The sequence below is a fragment of the Flavobacteriales bacterium genome (assembly GCA_021739695.1).
Classification (GTDB): Bacteria; Bacteroidota; Bacteroidia; order UBA10329; family UBA10329; genus UBA10329.
The window spans coordinates 1-20,990 of sequence record JAIPBM010000001.1; the positions used below are offsets into that span (position 1 = coordinate 1).

Here is a 20,990-nt window from a genome sequence, read left to right on the forward strand (position 1 = left end):
ACAATACTTGCATTTCCGCTGGCATCCAACTGAACAGTGATGTTCTGGCAGATGGCCGTTGGGTCGACTGTGTCTTCGATGGTGACAGTGGCGGTGCATTGGTCTGTATTGCCACTTGGATCAGTCGCGGTAAGTGTAATCGTGTTGGCTCCTGTGTTTGCACAGGTGAAGGTCAATGGCGTGGCACTCAGCGTTACCGAACAGTTGTCGTTGCTTCCATTATCAACATCTGCTGCTATGATACTTGCGTTGCCGCTGGCATCCAACTGAACAGTGATGTTCTGGCAGATAGCTGTTGGATCTACGGTGTCTTCGATGGTGACAGTGGCAGTGCACTGGTCTGTGTTGCCACTTGGATCGGTTGCAGTCAACGTGACCGTATTTGCGCCAGTGTTCGCACAGGTGAATGAAAGTGGTGTGGCACTCAGCGTTACCGAACAGTTGTCGTTGCTGCCGTTATCAACGTCTGCTGCTACGATGCTTGCGTTGCCGCTGGCATCCAACTGAACAGTAATGTTCTGACAGACGGCCGTTGGATTCGTTACATCTTGTACCGTAATGGTGGCAGAGCAATTATCTGTGTTTCCACCTCCGTCTTCAACAGTCAAAGTCACAACATTAGCACCAAGATCAGAACAGCTAAAAGCGCTTGTTGAAAGTGTGTACGCAGCAATACCGCAATCATCCGAACTTCCATTGTCCACATCGAGACCAGAAACGGTGATGTTTCCAGTAGCATCCAATTGAACAGTGATGTTCTGGCATGCAGCAACTGGTGCGGTATTGTCAGAAATTGTAAGTGTTGCTTGGTCGCAATTTGTTGGGAAAGCTGCCTCACATATCTCATACGTAACGGTGTATGTTGCAGGTGGCGTATTCGGAGCTACATCCACGCTTCCATCTGCATTGATGGTTACATAGCCTGTTGGATCTGGAGTGATTATCGTGAGAACAACATCAGAGATGGATGGAGCACTGCCTCCAAGGTCATCGTTGGTTAGGACGTTTATCACGTTGGTTTCACCATTCTGACAGTCTATTGATGGCACCAAATCATCAACGGCATCAATCGGCTCACAAACACTGATCGTAATTGCAACTCCACAGGCATCGTCCAAAATAGAAGGAACTGCATAGTAGGTGGTTGTGGTACCCGCAACAGCCGGGAAAGAGGTAGTGTACTCGATGGAGGAGACGGTTACCGGAAACTCATTGAAATACCTTGTGCCAGCAGGAAAATGTTCATCAATTGAATCAACCGGAATGCTTACCGTGCTGTAGCAAAAAGGGAAATCCGTCTGAAGTTGTTCAGGAGTACAGTTTTCGGAAACGTAGTTGGCAGGAACCACAATATCTGCAGTAAGCGGTTCCGTCAATGGCTCACCTTGGCAAGTACCACCGCTCTCATAACCTGTAATCAATCCAGAGTTTTGAAGCGCAACACCTGTTACGGATCCAGTTCCTGTTAGGGTTCCAGTTGTTGTAATTGCACTAGCGCAAGCTGCATCATTCAGTAAAATACAATTGTCTACAACCTGAATGGTAAAAGACAAGGTTGCCAACAGATCTTGCGGATCAGCTGGCAGCGGCAATGTTCCAAAATCCCAAATGATTGAACCTGTTGGACCGGCACTTGGGTCAAAGTAAAGGTTATTAGGAGTCGGAGTTGGTGTAAAGAAAATGCTTCCAACCATACTACCCGGAACCAAGGTTCCAGTTGATGGCATTGGAATGGTGATCACGTGATTCAAGACTTCTTCGTTACCGATATTTCTCACATCGATATTAAAGGTCATCAGATCGCCTGGACCTACGACCAATGGGTCTGGCACAACTGGAGAACCATTCAACTGGCTTACCGAAATTAGACCTTCCACTTCTGGCACATACGAGTCGGACGACATCGTGATGTTGTAAATGATATAAGTGTCTTGCGTAGAGCCGTAACGGAAAGTGGTTGATGTTTGGTTATTTGCCATAACCGTGTTACCCGGATTGGGCACGGTAAAGGCGCTGATATCAAGCCCTGAGTTGTTAAGAATGGTCGGGTTTCGTGGATTGCCGCCTGTAAAAATGGACGAGTTAAAGAAGTTTCCGGTTGTGTTTCCACCATGACTGAGTCCGACCCAAGCATTATTGGCAGCATTCCTGATCTGAAAATAATCACCAGAATAGGGTGCATCACCTTCTCCGGCCATAACTCCAACACGAAGATTTACAGGGCCTGCAGGAGTAGTTTGAAATCCAGTAACCGGAATCTGATACGAAGTGGTACTTGAAGGAACGTATGCGTGTCCGTCAAATACGGTGATATCTCTCCAGGTCATCAGGTAATTTTCGTACACCACTACCATTCCCCAACCTCCGTAGAGTCCAATACTTCCGATGGCACCTTCCTTAAGGGCTACATCAGCAACAAAATATTCTCCTGGGCCATGTGTCTGCACATATGTTGTAATGTCCTTGTATGCAGCAAACATTCCATAGGCACTATCTGCTGTATTGGATGAAAGCGGAAAATAGATCTCAGTCGTTGATTGTGTTGAATAATACGTTGCCCCAGGCCCTTTCAATTTAACCTCGCCCTTATCTACCGTTTGGGTATAATTCGAATAAACGGGTGCGATTCCTGATACGTTGACATTAGCATCGGCACCGTTTTGAGTGTCGGTGGTATTAAGGTTTGTGCCCGTATCTCTCACGAGGCTAATAATTGTCAGATCCACACCGCCAATGGTAATGACATAAGGAGTAGTCAATGTGGCTGTTCCATTAGCACCTGCAGTCGTGTAAGTAACAGGAACGTTAACTGGCGTTCCTCCGTTAACAGAAAGAGTTACTCGATTTGCCCCAGTATTATTCGTGAAGCTAAATACGTAGGTATTCGTTCCATCGCTGAAGGTGTAGATCGGATATCTGTTTCCACTTGAACCTCCTCTGCTTACTTGAAGATCATATCCTGTGTCTGGAATATCATCGTTGTGATTAACAGTATAATTCTGGTTGACAGGGGTAGTTCCAGTCTGAATCTGATTAGTTACGTTGAACGTTAGAGGTGAACTCGCATTCTCCTCTGTTCTTCCAGTCCAATAGAGGCCTGCAAAGAGCACATTCGTGCACTCATCCGCAGCTCCATTCTCGGTTGAGTATTCTAATGTGGCAGATGATGAGTTGAACGTGCTGTCAAGCCCATCAATATCCACATAGATCATCTGATTCTGATTCCCAGTGTTGTCTCCATAGTTTTGCAGCGTCAGGTTTGTGTTCCCGATCATCGCAAAATCACCCTTGATCTTATATGTTGCAGGAACCGTTCGCGTGGTAAACGGAACAAATACCTGACCTAAGGTCAATAACGGAGACGTAAGAAAAAGCAACACAAGTAAAGTACATAGACTTGTTCTACGTGTTTCCCGTAAAGAGAAAATGCTGCTTATTAAAGGTCTGTCCATTTGCCTTTCTGTTCGGAAGCTTAAATTATCAGCTGCCATCATGAAGAGCGTTCTACGACAGCTTATCCAAAAGGTTATGGCTTAGTTTGGCCCGTTTCGACCAACTAGTTGTTTCGGCTTACTAGTACCGTGTAAAAATTAAATATTCAGGGTCGATGGTCGATGAAATCGTGTCGTTGGTCAATCAATAAAGGACCGTTACTGAACCAACAATTTTGGGTTTTCCATTTGGTTGTTCCATTCCATCCCAATAAATACCGTTCTTGAAAATGGCATTTATCTTCCAAACATAAGCTCCCTGTGGAACGAGTTTTCCTTTGTAACGCCCGTCCCAACCTTCGGAAGGGCTTCCATTGAACAGCTCCGTAGATTCCCATAGCATGTTGCCCCATTTGTCGTAAACCCACGCATGATACTCGCCAATTCCTTCGCCTTTAGGCAAGAAAACGCCAGCATCTCCAGGATTATCGATCACCATCGCATTAGGCACAAATAAGCCGTAAGTCAATTCAATATAAATAGAGGTTTGGGCGGTATCAACACAGCCATACTCATTGTACACGTGTAGGACGATATCATAGGGACCGAACTCAGGATATGTGTATGTGGGTTCAAAAAGCTGCGAACCGTCTCCATTTCCGAATGTCCAATTGTATTCGTTTCCACCTGTAGAACTATTGATCAACGTGTACTGATTTCCTGGTTCTGGAAAAGACAAAAGAACCGGTGTGAAGTTGGCTATTGGCCTCGGAAAAGCGAATACGGCAGAATCAACAGTCAAAGTGTCCATACAACCATTTTCGTTGGTGACAATTAACGTCACATCATAACTTCCGGGGTTTTCGTAAAGGTGATATGGATTCGGTTCATCGCTGGTCTGACCATCGCCAAAATCCCAAAGAATAGAAGACATTGGTCCACTTTGATTGAACAGTCCAACCAGAATTGGGAAGCATCCGTCCGGATTTGGAATAGCAAAATTCGCTTCTGGTAATGGGTCAATTGTCAACCATTTGTGGGTAGAATCCACACATCCGTCCGCAGAAGTGGCCACCAAAGAAATCCTGTATGCTTGCGCTGTATCGTAAACTGCTGTGGGGAGAAACTGCGTTGAAGAATCTCCGTTACCAAAGGACCAACTGAAGCTGTTGGCATTGGTGCTATTGTTCGCAAAATCAACTACAACAGGGAAGGTACATGCATCAACAATGGTCTCGGTAAATGCGGCTACAACTGGCGCAAAAGTGGTAACGACAACCGAGTTTGGCACAGACGTACAGCCGTTCTGATCAACAGCAGTCACCGGAATATTATGTGTTTGCGTGATGTACGTTTCATAGCTATTGCCAAAGCCTTGTCCGTTGTCCCAAGTGATGAGATACGTTCCTCCACCTCCACTCGCTTCCACACTTAAGGAAACAACCGTTCCCGGACAGACCGTTGTATCATTTGATGTGATAAGAATGATCTGATCCGGCTCTGACACCTGAACTGTGTCTGCGGACACGCAACCATTGGCATCGGTTACTTCATAGAGATAATCGCCCGCTTCAAGACCCGAAGCAGTCTGGGTATTTTGGCCAATTGCAATCCAATTGTAATCGTATGGGCCAACTCCACCACTTGCCAAAATTGTTGCGCTTCCATCATCAAAACCGAAACACGTGGCATCGGTTACTTGAAGGACGCTCACATCAATTGCAGATGGGCTGGTCATTTCCAGCTCCAGCGAATCCTGGCAACCATTCAGGTCGGTAACGAGCACTTCGTAAACTCCAACACCAACGGCATTCAAAATGGGGTCAACATCTCCATTTGACCATAAGTATGAATATGTTGGAACGCCACCAGTAGCTTGAACCACAAACTGGCCATTTTGAGTTCCAAAACAAGTTACGGAAGTCGTATCTGTCGGATTTACAGTGAGGTCGGTAGGTTCAGAAAGCGTGATGCTTTGCGCAAGCTGACAACCGTTGGTATCAGTTACGATCACATCATACGTACCTGCCGAAAGCGAATCTATATCCTGCGTTGTTTCGCCCGTATTCCATTGATAGGAATAAGGAGCTGTTCCGGCAGAAACCTCCACATTGATGAGTCCGTTTGAAAGACCAAAACAAGAAACATTGAATCCGTTATAGGTCGTTGGAAATGACTGAACATCAATTGGTTCTGGTTCTGATAGTGTAATGCTATCCAAATGAGAGCAACCATTCGCATCTGTCACGGTAACCACATACGTTCCGGCCACAACGTCAGAAATGTCTTTCTCGATGGCCGTGTATCCATTCTCGCCCGTCCAGAAAAAATCGTAGTCCAAACAATCGGCTCCGCCAAGTATGCCTAGGTTGATGGACCCATCAGCCAAGCCTGCGCACGAGATGTTTGTACCGCCAATAACCGTTGGACTTGTAATACTTTCGGTTACCAACGGTTCTGGTTCAGTAAGCAAAATTGTTTCTGTTACCTGTGTTCCATTGGCATCAGTTACCACAACGTTGTACGAACCTGCAGCCAATCCTACCGCAGTCTCAGTTGTCTGACCATTCGACCATTGGAATTGATAGGGTGAACATCCCCCAGAAACGTTGGCAGTTGCCTCACCATCATCGGCACCATTACAACTGATATTGTAACCGCAGGCAAGTGTTGGCGATGAAACCTCCACAACAACTGCCGATGGCTGAATGGTAATGGTAAATGAGCACGCAGCTGTGTTGCCTGACTGATCCTCAGCATCGTATGTTACCGTTGTGGTTCCAACTGGGAAATTATCTCCCGATTGGAAATTGCTCGTCATGGTAACGGTGCAATTATCACTTTCGGTCGGTTCTGTCCAAGTAACGGATGGCGTACAATCTGAACTATCCGGTGTAAACTGAATGTCAGCTGGACAATTAGCTATTACTGGCGAAATCGTATCCAAAACAGTAATGACTGCAACACAATTGTCTGTGTTTCCACTTTGATCCGAAACGGTTAGCGTGATGATTTCCTGACCAAGATCGGCACAGAAGAAATCGGCCTGAGAAAGCGACAACGAGTTAATGGCGCAATTATCTGTTGAGCCATTATCTACATCGGCTGGATCAGCCGCAACGCTGCCTGCTGCATCTAAATAAACAGTCAGGTTTTGGCAGATTGCGTTCGGATCAACATTATCCAAAATGGTTACCGTAGCCGAACACGTTGAAGCGTTGCCGCTGTTATCCACCACACTCAGTTCAACCGTATTCTGTCCCAAATTGGAACAATCGAACGAAGTGATATCTAAACTAATAGTGGCAATTCCGCAAAGATCAGACGACCCATTATCTATCTGCGATGGAACGATGGTTGCATTTCCACTCGCATCTAACTGGACATTGATATCCTGACAAATAGCCGTTGGCGGAACGTTATCCTCCACGGTAACATTGGCCGAGCAGGTAGAAGAATTCCCAGTGGCATCCATAGCGGTGAGTGTCACGGTTGCGGTTCCAAGATTTGAACAATCGAACGTGTTTGGAGTAACGGTTAGATCCGTGACAGCACAATTGTCTGTACTTCCAGCGTCTACATCAGCGGCCACGATGGAAATGCTTCCGCTGGCATCTAACTGAACTACGATATCTTGACAAACGGCAGCTGGATCGATGTTGTCTTGGACCGTTACGATGGCAACACATGAGGCTGAATTCCCATTGGCATCCGTGGCAGTAAGTGTCACGTTATTCGCACCTAGACTCGAACAATTGAAGGTTGTTGGATCGGCAGCGAGAGTTGGAACTCCACAATTGTCTGAGGAACCTCCATCCACATCGGAAGCCACAATACTTGCGTTTCCTGAGGCATCCAACTGAATAGTAATATTCTGACAAATGGCTGTTGGAGGCATGTTATCTTCCACCGTGATCGTAGTCGTGCAGGTAGAAGAATTTCCGTTCACATCGGTTACCGTCAGCACTGCTTGAGTTACTCCAATTGTCGAGCAATCGAAGGTGTTTGGCGTTAATGAAACGCTTGCAATGGCGCAATTATCGGTTGAACCATTATCGACCTGCGAAGCATTGACACTTGCATTTCCGCTCGCATCCAACTGCACCAAAACATCTTGGCAAAGCGCGGTTGGAGCCGTTACATCAGCCACAGTAACGGTGGAAACACAACTGGAGCTGTTTCCGTTAAGATCGGTTGCTGTGAGTGTAACCGAATTCGGCCCAACATTGGAACAATCGAACGAATTCTGGTCAATAGCGAGATTGACGATGCCGCAATTATCTGAACTACCTGCATCCACGTCTCCGGTAGTAACGCTGATGGCGCCCGAAGCATCCAATTCCACAGTAATGTCTAGGCATAAGGCAACTGGCGGCACATTTTCCTGAACAGTTACCGTTGCGGTACATGTAGAGCTGTTTCCGTTTGCATCGCTCGCGGTGAGTGTAACGGTATTTGCTCCGATGTTGCTGCAATCGAATGTCGAAGGATCAACCGAAAGATCGGCCACACCGCAATTATCGAACGAACCTCCGTCCACATCGGCACCAACAATACTTGCATTTCCAGTTGCATCCAATTGAATGACAATATCCTGACAAACTGCGGTTGGAGCAGTATTCTCCACAAGTATCACGGTTGCAGAGCACGTAGAAGAATTTCCTGCAACATCAGTAACCGTAAGTTCTACCTGAGCGGGCGCACTCACAGTACAATCGAACGAATTAGGCGTAACAGCAAGCGTCACAGAACCGCTGCAATTATCTGTTGAACCATTATCGATCTGCGCAGCTACGATGGTTGCCATTCCATTGGCATCCAACGCAACCGTAATGTCTTGACAAACGGCCGTTGGGCCAAGATCGTCCTCAACGGTTACTGTGGCGTTGCACGAAGAAACAAGTCCATTCACATCCGTTACGGTAAGCACTACCGCATTGGACCCAATTTCTGCGCACGTGAATGTATTCGGAGATACGGTCATGTTGTCAATTCCGCAATTATCAGTACTTCCTCCGTCCACATCAACTGTGCTGATGCTCGCGTTTCCAGCAGCATCCAACGAAACGGTAGTATTCTGGCAAATAGCGTTCGGAGCGAGGTTGTCAGCCACTGAAACGATTGCCGAACATGATGCCGAATTTCCACTCGCATCCACAACTGTTACGCTTACCGAGTTATCGCCAATATCAGCACAGGTAAAATCGGCTGGCGCAACGGTTATATCGACAACGCCACAGTTATCCGTAGAACCTGAACCGAGCTGACTTCCCGTAACTGAAACGTTGCCCGTAGCATCCAGATCAACAGAAATATTCTGGCAAACAGCTACTGGATCTGCCACATCATTCACCGTTACTGTTGCATTGCAAGTAGATGTGTTTCCGCTTGCGTCTGTAACGGTAAGCGTTACCGTAGTCGAAGGAACATCAGCACAACTAAACGTATTTTGATTGAGCGAAATGCTCTGGATCGCACAATTATCCGTGGAGCCATTATCAACCTGCGCTGCGGTGATGGAAGCATTTCCCGATGCATCCAAGGTCACGGAAACATCTTGACAAACCGCCACAGGCGGAATCTGGTCTTGAACCGTTACGGTAGCATTACAAGTGCTCACATTTCCGTTCACATCCGTAACGGTAAGCACAACAGGATTCGGTCCAAGTTGGGCACACGTGAAAGCATTTGGAGAAACCACTAACGAAGCAATTCCGCAGTTGTCCGTACTTCCATTATCTACAACCGTGGCCGAAATGGTTGCGCTTCCGCTTGCGTTCAACTGTACGGTAGCATTTTGGCAAATGGCATTCGGCAATTCAGAATCATCCTGAATAATGGACGCTGTGACCATGTCTGTACAACCGTTGGCATCCGTCACGTTTACGGTATAGTTGCCAACCGTAAGGTTGGAAATGGAAGCAGTTGTCTCATTATTCGGAAGCCACGTGTAGTTGAAAGGAGCCGTTCCGCCAGATACGAACGTACTCAACGCTCCATCCGAACCTCCAACACAAGAAACATTCTGATCAACAATAGCGAGAATTGCTGGTTCGTCAAAAACCATGATGGACGCATCGGCAGAAGCCGTGCAGCCTTGAGCAATGTAAATGACGTAATGCGTTACAGTATAATTTCCGCTAGATGCGTAGCTGTAACTAGGATTTTCGAAGGAGGAACTGTTGCCATCACCAAAATCCCAGAGATGAGAAACCGTTCCTCCCGTGGCACCGGTGTTGGTAAAATTGAACACGTTCCCGTTGAAACATTGCTGATCATCGGCCACCGTGAAATCTGGAGAAACCACCGTAACCGTTTCGGAACTGCTTAGGCTCTGTCCGGCACAAGCATCGGTAACTGAATAGGTATATGTGGTTGTAGCAGTTGGCGATACTGTAACATTATTGCCAGCAGGCGCGCCATTGTTCCATCCGCTGGCATACGGAGAAATACTTCCAGCAGGATTGGCCGTCAGATTGGCGGATTGACCCAAACAGATGGTAGTGGTTCCAGATGTCGAAAGTGAAAGTTGCGTGTCGTTATCAAGAATATCCATGGAAACAGTTGGCGGGGACGCGCAGGTGCAGCCACCACCAACTAGACCCAACACTACTGTTTCTGTTCCTTCCGTCACGAAATCCAAAACACCTTGAATATTGAGAATCACTGAATCTTGCCCAGCTGGAATGGTGATCGTTCCAGGCAAAGCCGTGTAATCTGCGCCTGGAGTAGCTGTTCCTGAAACATTGTAAGCAACAGTAAGCGGAGCTGCGTTGCTTGCTCCAGACAAGCGTTTGAAAACAAAACTTCCGATATCGCAACCTTCATACACTCCAGACACGCTCGTAATGGCATTCAGTTCTGCACCTTCTCCTCCGCCTGCAGAGAAACTACCTGCTTCTAAGAAAACACCCGAATCCAAAGCCCCGTCTCCTGCATCAGCAACCGCTATTTTAATATGGTACGTTAAACATGGAGTTACCACAGCAACTGCTGTCAGCACGGTTGTGTAAGCATCGTACTGAACCGCTGGACCATTTGAATTATCCACGTAATAAGCACAATTGGTGCACGGACCGTTCAGAGCTGGTTCAGAACCGCTATAGCCGTTGTTCACGTTATCGATTGCCACAGGCGTACTTGTTCCGGGAATCAAGGCAATATTCATTGCTCCTCCAGAAAACGGACCCGCAATTCCAGGGCCTGAAATGAAGAACCCGAAAACATCGTTGTAACCCGAACTCACATATTCTGGATATTCTTCTGAGCCGAAAATGTAATTGAATCTAAGCGTGTCGCTTTGCGGGATGAAATCAAACTCCAAAATAGACGCGTCATAGGTTTGAAAACCCGATGCTAAAACCGTCAGGTCAGGATCGCCACCTAATCCATTACCCGCACCGATGGAATTTGCGTTATCAGGCCCTAATGCAACAATGGCTTGTCCAGTGGTTAATAATACTCCACTATTAAGCCCTAGAATGGTGCCATTTCCATTGAACGTTCCTGCTGCAACAGCCGCTCCGTTATACGTGATATTTGAAGCCGTTACGCACGAACCCAACAGCACATTCTCCACGTAATTCTGGACATCTGCAGCGGTTGTAGCTGGAGATACAGCAATTGATTGCGCCATAGCTGAACGGGCAGAAACAAGACTAAACGAAACGGCCAACGCAAGCCAAACGCTTGTTATATGTGAGCGGAGTTGTTTGATAATTATCCTGGTTTTATGGTACAGTCAACGTAAATGCTGAGTTGTACTTAAAGAATCGTTGTACGCCAATTTGCTCAGAAGGTTTACAAATACTGTGGTTTTTCGACCAACCTGAGTCTGAGTCCATCGAGTGTTAACATTGGCGTAATAAACGCGGTAGCTGTTATTCATACTTTTAGCGAAATTCTTAACGCATGGATTTCGGTTTTGTAGATCTTCTTCAATTGATCGGTGCCCTCGGGTTCTTCATTTATGGAATGAAGGTGATGAGCGATGGCATTCAGAAAGTGGCCGGTTCAAAAATGCGCGAGATCCTAAGCGCCATGACCTCGAACCGTTTCTTGGGAGTGCTTACTGGATTTTTAGTCACGGCACTGGTTCAATCATCTTCGGCCACAACGGTGATGATCGTAAGCTTTGTGAACGCAGGGCTCTTGAGTCTGGTTCAGTCCATTGGTGTGATCATGGGCGCAAACATCGGCACCACCATCACAGCTTGGCTCATTTCTATTTTGGGCTTCAAGGTCAAGATATCTGCTGTAGCGCTTCCCATAATTGCCGTTGCGTTCCCAATGCTCTTTTCGTCACGAACATCCATCAATTCGTGGGCGCATGTACTTATTGGTTTTGCCATTCTATTCATGGGATTGGATGAGTTGAAGAATTCCGTGCCCGACCTCAAATCAAATCCACAGATACTCAGTTTCCTTCAGCATTATGCCCACATGGGTTATCTGTCGACCTTCATTTTCATCATTGTCGGTACAGTAATAACGTTGGTGGTGCAATCATCCAGCGCTGCCATGGCGCTTACACTGGTGATGTGCAATGAAGGTTGGATACCATTTGAGCTTGCGGCCGCTATGGTGTTGGGCGAAAATATCGGAACAACCGTTACGGCAAATTTGGCTGCGCTTGTTGGAAACGTGCATGCAAAGCGAGCTGCGGCAGCTCACTTTATTTTCAATGTTTTTGGAGTTGCCTGGATGTTCTTGTTGTTCCCGTTCTTCCTACGTGGAATTTCGTGGTATATGGCCAAATACATGAATATGTTCCCGTCATCGGCAAGCGAAAATTTCAATCCTGAACACATTCCGATTGCCCTTTCTATTTTCCATACAAGCTTCAATATTCTCAATGTGATTCTTCTTGTTGGCACGGTTCCGCTCATCGCTAAAGCAGTGATCAAACTCATTCCTTCAAAAGGAGATGATGCTGATTTCAGTCTCGAATTCATCGGAAGAGGGCTGGTTCAAACTCCAGAAATATCGTTGGTGGAAGTGGAGAACGAGATCATCAAATTCGGCAAACTGAACATCAAAGGCGTTGAGAAGATCAGCAACCTGATTGAAGAAACTGAATACCGTAAGCAACAGAAGTTGCTTACTCAGATCAAGGAATATGAAGAACACACCGACCTGATTGAACTGAAAGTGGCCGAATTCCTGATGGAATTGGCTAAGGCACCATTATCAAACGAGGGCTCAAGAAGGGTTCAATCGTTTCTTTCTGTGGTCAATCATATGGAATCGATTGGTGATATCTACTATCAAATGTCCCGCTCTGTAGAGCAAAAGATCGAGAAGAAGATCTGGTTTGAAGAAAACCACCGAATTGATCTTCGAGAGATGAAAACGAACGTCATCAAAGCCATGCAATTGATGATGAAAAACATCTCTAAAGACCCCGAAAAAATTGTTTTGGATGAAGCCGTTGCCGTTGAAACCAAGCTCAACGAACTGAGAGATGCATTCAGAGCAAAGAATTTCAAACGTATTGAGAAGAGGAAAGTGAGCTTAGAAGCTGGACTGATCTATATGGATCTGGTAAGTGGATATGAGAAGATCGGTGACAATGTGATCCATGTGTCTCAAGCCTTGCGTGGAGATCATTTGGATCTGGAAGATGAAATCGCCAAATAGCCGTTCCCGAACTCAGAAAGGAAGAATGATATCAGGCGTGACGATCGTATCGCTGTGCTGTAGCGAACGGTCTACAATGTAGATCTCATAGCGAATGGTGTCATAAGGCGTGCTTGGTCGGGCTGTGATGCCAACTTCCATTTCTCCTGCAAGCTCTCCGTTTCCTCCGTCAGAACTCAATCGCTTAAACCTTACGTGAAAAGGAATTGCGGGAACAACATTCACGTATTCGCCATTCTGTTTTTCAAAATAATTGACGAACAGATTGTAGAAATAAGGTTGTCCTGGTCCAAAAACTCCCAAGGTATCTCCTTGGTTGAGACCAAGATCACCATCTCCATCTGTAAAACTGAACTTCACTGCGCCCAATGAATCACCAGCGTTTGTGGCAGCCGGATTAGGATAGAATCCAAGGTATTCAATATAGGGTCTATTGGGGTAATCCACTCGTTTCAGACATGAACTCAGCGCAACAACAACCAACACGAACAGCAAGCCCTTTCTCATCATTCAAAATTAGCCTAAACGGCATAACTACGCAACGCTCTCTAAATTGGTTTAGTATGTTCATTTGAGCAACTTTGCCGCGTCATGTCAAAGCCAAATTGGAGCAATTCCTTCTCAACTCTTTTCCGAAACGAATGGTTCTCGGTTGGTTTTCTATTTGCAATATCTCTTGCAATTAGGTTTTGGCATTATTGTGCTGTGCCAATAGGAATGGACGAACCGTTCACGATTTTCCATTCTCAGCAATCTCTTTCTGAGTTGATGGAGCTTTTCCGAAATGAAAACAATCCGCCTCTTTTCTTTCTTATAATGCATTTTTGGATTGGCCTATTCGGTATAGAAGCCGAAGCCATACGTGTAGTTCCGGTTGTAATTAGCGCACTAACGGCACCCGTGATTCTGGTGGTGGTAAGACGGCATTTTGATGAATTCACGGCTTGGTCTGTGGCAATCATGTTTCTGCTTTCTGATCTTCATCAATACCAAGCACATGATGCACGTGCTTACCCTCTTTTCATATTGCTCACGGTTTGGAGCTTACATCACTTTCTTTCGCTAGTTGAAAAACCATCGAAATTGCATGTGATTGGATTAGGTGTTTCTGGTGCCCTTCTTATTTATAATCACTTTTTGGGTTCAGTTGTGCTGATGTCTTATGCCATTGTGACGCTAGCTTCCAAGCAGTTAAGGGTAAGAATCCTGCTTTACATGATAGGAGCTGGAGCTGTTGTTGTACTTGCTTTCTTGCCTTACGCGCCAATCCTATTTCATAGACTGAGCGTTACTGCTGAAAATGGCGGTACTTGGGTTCCTAAACCTGGTTTTGAAGGACTGTACAACCTACTTTGGGCATTCTGCAATCAACCGGTAGTTGTTGTAAGTGTTCTGACCGTAATGGCATTTGGAATCATATTCAGTTTTAAAAATCGCCAATTTCCGAGCACAAAAGAAGGAGTTATCTACGCCTTATTCCTGATTCCATACCTAGGTTTGTTTGTCAGTTCGCAATGGTTTCCTGTGTATATGAGCAGATATCTTTCGTTCATCTCCATTGCTTTTTTCCTTACCGTTATTCGATTATCACTTAAAATCATACCGAACAAATGGATGGTAGTTCCAGCATTTCTGCTGGTAATCGGCTTTGTAGCTTCGTTCCAACCGAAACAAGGCCATCAAACAGATGAAAGAGTGATGATTGAGCATCTAATGTCTGTTCGAAATCCCAACGAGGCCATACTCGTTAACCCAGAGTGGACCAAACTGAGTTTCGCCTATCATTTCAGCCGGAGTATTTTCAAAGATCATACTCACCTAAACGAAAGACTGAATAGAGAAAACATTTTTCCTGTGTATTCCATCAAAGACCTTCCTGAAGGGTTTAAGGATAAATTTTCGGTTGCATATCAGATCACACCGGTCAATAATAATTCGGACTGGATTCAGAACTTCAAAAGCGATATTCAAGTCAATTATCCGAACGTTAGAACCGACACCGCCATTTCAGAAAACATGCTTTTGGTTTACAGGAAATGAAGATTTCGATAGAAAATATCGCAAAAACAATCTTCTCAATGAACGAACACAACGATGTGTTGTTCGAGAAAATTGCATTGGAGCTGTTCCGTTTGCATGCCAAGAAGAATGAAACTTATCGCGATTTTATTGGGCATCTTAACGTTGACCCGAACAAAATATCGAAGTTGGGCGATATACCGTTTCTTCCCATTTCCATGTTCAAACGGCATCAGGTAGGCATTTTCAATGCTCCGCCCGAAGCGATTTTTCTAAGCAGCGGAACTACTGGAATGGAACGGAGTCATCACTTCGTAGCTGATCTGTCGGTTTACGACCAAAGCCTGTTTCAATGCTTTGACCAGTTCTTCGGAAAAGCCAAAGATCTGTGCATTCTTGCGTTGCTTCCCTCCTATTTAGAGCGCTCGAATTCATCATTGGTTTACATGACCCAGAAGTTGATGAAGAAGAGCGGCCATGCCGATAATGGTTTCTATTTGGATAGGCTGACAACACTTTCGAAAGTGCTGAAGAAGAACTCCAAAAACGGGGTAAAAACATTGCTGATTGGAGTCACTTTCGCTTTGCTCGACCTTGCTGAAAAACATCCACAGGAACTGAAAGATTGCATCATTCTGGAAACAGGCGGCATGAAAGGAAGGCGCAGGGAAATGCCGCGTGAAGAAGTTCATGAAATCCTAAAATCGGCTTTCGGTTTGGAAAATATTGCCAGCGAATACGGCATGACCGAACTCTTGAGCCAAGCGTATTCTTTGGGTGATGGCATTTTCCGAACACCGCCTTGGATGCGCGTTTATGTGCGCGAAGCCACCGATCCACTAGCGGTTTCGCTAAGAGGAAAAGGCGCGTTAAACGTGATTGATCTGGCCAACATGCACAGTTGCCCATTCATTGCCACACAAGACTTGGCTCACATTCATCAAGACCACTCGTTTGAGGTGCTCGGAAGAATGGATGATGCGGAAGTGAGAGGGTGTAATTTGATGGTTTCGAGCTAACCGAGGAGACGCGGAGTTCTCGATACTCGCTCGTTCCTCGCGAACTCGAACTGACCAGCGCGTCACTTCGAGTGATTTTGAGGAACGAAAAATCGTATCGAGAAGTCCTTCCTAAACCACCTTTATCAGGAAGTAATTCTTCTTGCCACGCTGCGCTAAAATGTACTTTCCAGCGATCAGAAACGATGCGTCAACATTCAGGTCAATACTCGAAACCTTGTTCTGATTGATGGAAACGCCATTGCCTTGAATCATCTTTCTGGCTTCTCCCTTTGATGGGAAAACGGCAGCTTTTTCACTTAAAAAATCAATGACAGGAATTCCCGCGTCAATGTCTGATTTGGCAATTTCGAACTGAGGAACGCCATCAAAAACTGAAAGCAGATCACTCTCAGAAAGTTTACGCAATGATTCCTCCGTTCCCTTTCCGAACAGAATCTCAGAAGCAGCAACTGCTGCATTGTAATCTTCTTCAGAATGCACCCGAATGGTCACATCTTTTGCCAATGCTTTTTGCAACACGCGGTTGTGTGGCGCAGGTTCATGTTCTGCCTCAATCGCCTCGATTTCTTCCTTCGGGAGAAGTGAGAAAATGCGGATGTATTTCTTCGCATCCTCGTCAGAAGCATTCAACCAAAACTGGTAGAATTGGTATGGAGAAGTCCGATTTGGATCGAGCCAAACGTTGCCGCTTTCGGTCTTGCCGAATTTGCCGCCATCCGCTTTGGTGATCAACGGAGCAACCAATGCTTTGGCCTCGCCCAATCCCATTCTGCGGATGAGTTCTGTTCCAGTGACGATGTTCCCCCACTGATCAGAACCGCCCATTTGCAGCTTTACGCCTTTGGTTTTCAGCAAGTGAGCAAAGTCGTATCCTTGAACCAATTGGTAGCTGAATTCCGTGAAAGAAAGTCCTGTTTCCAAGCGATTCTGAACCGAATCTTTAGACATCATATAGCTTACCGTGATGTGCTTTCCAATATCGCGCATGAACTGGAGGAAGCTCATTCCTTTGAACCAATCGTAGTTGTTGGCCAATTCCGCATGGTTTTCTCCGTTCTCAAAATCGAGGAATTTGAGCAATTGATTCCGAACGCCTTCCTGATTTTTTCGCAGCGTTTCTTCATCCAACAAATTCCGTTCGGCTGATTTTCCTGAAGGGTCACCGATCATTCCTGTGGCACCACCAACCAGCGCAATCGGTTTGTGACCCGCCAATTGCAGATGCTTCAACAGCATGATCGGAACGAGATTTCCAATATGCAACGAATCCGAAGTTGGGTCAAAGCCCACATAACCCGTCACCATTTCCCGGTTCAACATTTCTTGCGTCTCAGGCATGCTATCGTGCAGCAGCCCGCGCCATTTCAATTCTTCTACTAGGTCGTGGTTGGGTTTAAAAGCCATTCTCAATTATTTGGGCGGCAAAGGTAAGTGTAAGTTGAAAGAGATAAAGTTTACAGAGTTGATAAGTCGCTAGCTGAAATTTATCTGTGCTCCTTTCTGTGAAAACCTGCGTTTCTAGGGCTAACAAACGTTTTCAGAGAAAGTCTTGAATGAATCCACGAACGCCAACTCCTCCCATAAAAAGTGAAAAAAGAAAAATGGCGAAAAGAATGAGGTTGTCCATTTTAGAGTTTACATGTTCGCCCATTATCTGCTTTCGCGAAGTGAGATAGAAAATCCCTCCCACCGTTACGGGAAGTACCAAAGCCGCAAAAGCTTGGCTTGCTACCATCACAAAAACAGGTCGTGCGTGGAAGATCGGAACAACAAGTCCGAGCAGCGACATCACGAGAACCACAATCCGAAAATCGGTCCGTTTCATGTCTGGTTTGATGCTGAAATAATCGCAGATCAACCACGGCAAAAGCAAGGTGTTCGGGAATTGAGATGACAACCCTGCAGCGGTAATTCCTACTACGAAAATCGCCACGGCATATTTACCCGCCACGGGTTCGAGCAGCGTGATCATTTCCTTGGCATCGTTCAGCGAATAACCAGCGAGATACAGCGTTCCGGCCGCAGCAGCCATGATGGAAGCCGAGATCAGGAACATCATCGTGGCGCTCACCAGCGCATCGCGGTTCTGGATCTTCATGTCCTGAATTCCCCAACCGGCTTCTTTCACCAAGGTGGTTCTGACGATAAAGATCATGGACGAAACCGTGGTTCCGACCATACCTGCAATCACCAGATACGAACTCGAATTGGAAGCTGCATTCGTTTCTGGAACCTGCGGAATGAGTCCATTCAACATATCAGCAACTGGCGGCATCATCAGCACAAAATTGATAAAGAAGCACAGTCCCATAAAAGCAACCATTCCCGCCAGGGCCTTCTCAAAGGTGGAAGTCGTTCCGATAAGAAAAATGCCGTAGATCAGCGCAATGGAACCGCTGGCCCAAATGAGGGGCGAAATGCCGCCATCGATCCATGTAAGCGACCAATGATGAAGTACATCGGCCACAATGCCCATCACGCCCATAATTCCGCCCGAAACATTGACCGTAAGTGCCACCAACAGGAACATCCCAAAGGCTGGATGAATGTGTTTTCGGAATGCTGCCAAAGCCGTTTCGCCTGTCACAATGGTGTATTTCCCGAACAGGCGGATGAGATAATACGTCACCAAGCACGAAAGCAGAATGGTCCAAAGCAAGGCCATACCGTAGTTGGCGCCAGCTTTTGCCATGGCCGTTACGCTACCCGTTCCAATGTTGAAACCAATGAGAAACAGCCCGGGAAGAATGGATTGGATGAATTTTTTCACGAAGGAAAATTACTCGATCTGCTTAAGCGCTTCAGCAACTTCACTTGTCGGCATCTGGCAGGCCTTGTCCACACACACATAAATGCGTGTTTCACCTTCCACCAATCGATTTTCGAGCAGTGGAAGACCGTTCTCCCGTTCGGCTCCTACCAGCAATTTGTTTGGCTTGTAGTATTGCTCCAATGCTGCGCGTTTCTGTTCCACTTTTGGGCCAACTATTGCCACTTCGTAGAACGAATTTGTGTGATGCAGCATCAATTCCAACCAATTGGAATACCAACTCGCGCCTTGCGAAATACTTGGTTTAACGTTGTGCAGCATCTGCTCAGAGATGTCTAAATATTCCTTCTTATCGAGGTAATGTCCGAGATAGAAAAGTCCCTTCGCCATGCTGGAGTTTGATGATGGAATGACATTATCTGTCAGCTCCATTTTGCGCGCAATGAGCTGCGCATCGTTGTTGGAATTAAAAAAGAACATTCCAGATTCCGGATCGTGGAAATGCTCGATCGTGTACTTCACCAAGGCATCCGCTTCATCCAACCATTTTCGGTCAAACGTTGCCTGATAAAGCGAAATCAAAGCTTCGATGGTGAAACAGTAATCTTCCAAAAACCCGTTAATGGTGGAGCGCTTTCCTTTGTGGTTGTGCCACAGTCCGCCATCTTCTTTACGCTGCGTTTTTAGAATAAAATCGGCACTTTTCAAAGCTGCGTCCAAATGTGGTTTCTCTCCGAAAACGCGATACGCATCTGCATATCCTTTCAGCATCAGCGCGTTCCACGAAGTGAGTTGTTTATCATCCAATCCTGGACGAATACGTTTGCTTCTTTCAGCCAGCAATCGACTTTTGACACTAACGATTTTCGATTTCAGTTCATCAACCGACCAACCTTGTTTCTTTGCAAAATCCTCATCCGTCTTATCGCGAAGCAAAATGTAATTTCCGTGCTCCCAAAAACCTTTTGAGTTGATGTTGTAGTAGGCTTTTACCCAGTCGAAATCATCTCTCAAAGTGGCTTTCAATTCGTCCTCTTTCCACACATAAAACTTGCCTTCTTCGCCTTCACTATCCGCATCCAAAGCAGAATAGAATGCGCCTTCTTCCGAAGTCATTTCTCGTTGGATGAATGCCAAGGTTTCATCCACAATTTCCTTGTAAAGTGGGTTTTTAGTGGCTTGATAAGCTTCTGAATAGAGTGAAACCAACTGCGCGTTATCGTACAGCATTTTCTCAAAGTGAGGAACTTTCCAAAGTCCGTCCACAGAATAGCGCGCAAAACCTCCTCCTATCTGGTCGTAAATGCCTCCGAAGGCCATTTTTTCCAGCGTCAAGTCAACGTGATTCTTGACTTCTTGATCTTCATTTAAGTATGCGTATCGCAACAGGAATTCGTAGTTATTCGGCAATGGAAATTTAGGTGCGCGGTTTGGACCGCCTTCACGGTTATCGAAATCCAATTTCCACTTTTGGACGTAGCCTTTTACATCCTCTGAAGTGAGTTCCGCAGCACCGGTATTTCTTTGAATGAGCTCACTTTCCTTGATTCCTCTGGTGAGATTAGTGGCATATTCCAGGGCCTTTTCGCGGTCGTTTTCCCAAATACCAGCCACTTTTCCCATCACATCCATCCATTGCTCTTTGGGGAAATAGGTTCCTCCGTAAAGCGGCCTGCCATCGGGCAAGGCGAAACAGTTGAGCGGCCAACCTCCGCGGCCGGTCATCAATTGCACGGCATTCATGTAAACCTGATCCACGTCTGGCCGTTCTTCCCGATCGACTTTGATACAGATGAAATGCGCATTCATGTAAGCGGCAACGGTGCTGTCCTCAAAACTCTCGTGCTCCATTACATGGCACCAATGACAAGCACTGTAGCCAATACTCACCAAAATCGGTTTCTGTTCTGCCTTTGCCTTGGCCAGGCTTTCATCATTCCAAGCCAACCAATTGACCGGATTGTGCGCGTGCTGAAGCAGGTACGGACTCGTTTCGTTGATAAGTGCGTTGGTGTGTTTATGGTCTGTCATAGGTGAATTTTGTTGTCCGCAAGATTGAAACATTGCAATGATGAAAACGAACGGAACAGATAAAACGGTCTTCATGTT

Annotated in this window: 9 protein-coding genes; 3 read left to right on the forward strand and 6 right to left on the reverse strand. The window is 46.0% G+C overall.

All coding sequences use genetic code 11. The features are described 5' to 3' along the window. Together K9J17_00005 and K9J17_00010 are read right to left on the reverse strand one after the other, a co-directional pair. Positions 1–3,452 (reverse strand): hypothetical protein (locus K9J17_00005; protein MCF8275086.1); only part of this gene is annotated, 3,452 nt, incomplete at its 3' end. A 184-nt stretch (positions 3,453–3,636) separates the two neighbouring features. Further along, complete coding sequence (locus tag K9J17_00010) at positions 3,637–11,067, reverse strand: choice-of-anchor L domain-containing protein (protein ID MCF8275087.1); 7,431 nt, start codon at positions 11,065–11,067, stop codon at positions 3,637–3,639. Between the two features lie 275 nt (positions 11,068–11,342). Between K9J17_00010 and K9J17_00015 the strand changes: the two genes are divergently transcribed. Then, a complete protein-coding gene (locus K9J17_00015; GenBank protein ID MCF8275088.1) occupies positions 11,343–13,070 on the forward strand; it encodes a Na/Pi cotransporter family protein in 1,728 nt (575 codons plus the stop codon). 12 nt (positions 13,071–13,082) lie between these two features. On the opposite strand, the gene K9J17_00020 is transcribed toward K9J17_00015, so the two are convergent. After that, entirely contained in the window at positions 13,083–13,577 is a 495-nt protein-coding gene (locus tag K9J17_00020; protein MCF8275089.1) for a hypothetical protein, read from the reverse strand. Positions 13,578–13,787: 210 nt separating this feature from the next. Between K9J17_00020 and K9J17_00025 the strand changes: the two genes are divergently transcribed. Next, the gene (locus K9J17_00025) at positions 13,788–15,110 is read left to right on the forward strand and encodes a glycosyltransferase family 39 protein (GenBank protein ID MCF8275090.1); all 1,323 of its coding nucleotides are present in this window, start codon (positions 13,788–13,790) and stop codon (positions 15,108–15,110) included. Continuing rightward, positions 15,107–16,108, forward strand: a complete 1,002-nt coding sequence (locus K9J17_00030) for an acyl transferase (protein MCF8275091.1) — start codon at positions 15,107–15,109, stop codon at positions 16,106–16,108. The genes K9J17_00025 and K9J17_00030 overlap by 4 nt, the downstream gene beginning before the upstream one ends. 111 nt (positions 16,109–16,219) lie before the next feature. Here K9J17_00030 and tyrS read toward each other — a convergent pair whose 3' ends face one another. The 3 genes from tyrS to K9J17_00045 all read right to left on the reverse strand — a co-directional run bounded on the left by tyrS (position 16,220) and on the right by K9J17_00045 (position 20,987). Continuing rightward, the gene (gene tyrS, locus K9J17_00035) at positions 16,220–17,515 is read right to left on the reverse strand and encodes a tyrosine--tRNA ligase (protein MCF8275092.1); all 1,296 of its coding nucleotides are present in this window, start codon (positions 17,513–17,515) and stop codon (positions 16,220–16,222) included. Positions 17,516–17,648: 133 nt separating this feature from the next. Further along, a complete protein-coding gene (locus K9J17_00040) occupies positions 17,649–18,881 on the reverse strand; it encodes an Nramp family divalent metal transporter (protein MCF8275093.1) in 1,233 nt (410 codons plus the stop codon). Between the two features lie 9 nt (positions 18,882–18,890). Then, positions 18,891–20,987 (reverse strand): thioredoxin domain-containing protein, encoded by a 2,097-nt coding sequence (locus tag K9J17_00045; protein ID MCF8275094.1) that lies wholly within the window; start codon positions 20,985–20,987, stop codon positions 18,891–18,893. Between the last annotated feature and the right edge of the window lie 3 nt (positions 20,988–20,990).

Bases quoted from the DNA above. Each gene is read 5' to 3' on its own strand.
- K9J17_00010 (MCF8275087.1), bottom strand. From the start codon at position 11,067: ATGGCGCAATCAATTGCTGTATCTCCAGCTACAACCGCTGCAGATGTC.
- K9J17_00015 (MCF8275088.1), top strand. From the start codon at position 11,343: ATGGATTTCGGTTTTGTAGATCTTCTTCAATTGATCGGTGCCCTCGGG.
- K9J17_00020 (MCF8275089.1), bottom strand. From the start codon at position 13,577: ATGAGAAAGGGCTTGCTGTTCGTGTTGGTTGTTGTTGCGCTGAGTTCA.
- K9J17_00025 (MCF8275090.1), top strand. From the start codon at position 13,788: ATGGACGAACCGTTCACGATTTTCCATTCTCAGCAATCTCTTTCTGAG.
- K9J17_00030 (MCF8275091.1), top strand. From the start codon at position 15,107: ATGAAGATTTCGATAGAAAATATCGCAAAAACAATCTTCTCAATGAAC.
- tyrS (MCF8275092.1), bottom strand. From the start codon at position 17,515: ATGGCTTTTAAACCCAACCACGACCTAGTAGAAGAATTGAAATGGCGC.
- K9J17_00045 (MCF8275094.1), bottom strand. From the start codon at position 20,987: ATGAAGACCGTTTTATCTGTTCCGTTCGTTTTCATCATTGCAATGTTT.